The organism is Brevibacterium otitidis (genome assembly GCF_042429315.1).
In the GTDB taxonomy this organism is placed as follows: domain Bacteria; phylum Actinomycetota; class Actinomycetes; order Actinomycetales; family Brevibacteriaceae; genus Brevibacterium; species Brevibacterium otitidis.
On record NZ_JBHMAU010000077.1, the window covers coordinates 1 to 517 of the forward strand.

Consider the following 517-nt stretch of genomic DNA (forward strand, 5'->3'; position numbering starts at 1 on the left):
CGCGGGCGCCGCCGACGGGTGCTGCATGACGTGCCTGGTGCGTCGCGAGTGCGGATCGTGTGGCGGCAACGCGTCTGGCGATGCGACGACGCGGGCTGCGTGCGGAAGACGTTCACGGAGCAGCTTCCTGCTCTGGTCGCCCGGCGCGGATCGATCACCACGCGCGCCGTCAGCTGGGCGATCGGGCAACTGCGGCGTGAGCACGCGACGATCGCCGGTCTCGCCCGGCAGCTCGGGACGTCGTGGAAGACGGTGTGGCGGGCCGTCGAACCCGAGCTTGTCAAGCTCGCGGCCGACGAGGCCCGGTTCGAGAACGTCACCACCCTCGGCGTCGACGAGCACATCTGGCATCACGTCGACCCCCGCAAGCGAGGCCCGAAGGAGCTGACCGGGATGGTCGACCTCAGCCGCGACAGCACCGGAAAGACGCGGGCCAGGCTGCTCGACCTCGTGCCTGGCCGCTCCGGGAAGGCCTACGCGTCCTGGCTCGCCGAACGCGGCGAAACGTTCCGGAGGA

The 517-nt window shown here is 71.0% G+C and carries 1 protein-coding gene; it reads left to right on the forward strand.

Annotation, left to right across the window (positions count from 1 at the left end; genetic code table 11):
• Positions 1-517, forward strand: a 517-nt coding sequence (locus tag ACFFN1_RS13515; RefSeq protein ID WP_446680478.1) for a helix-turn-helix domain-containing protein, incomplete at both ends; no start/stop codon positions are given.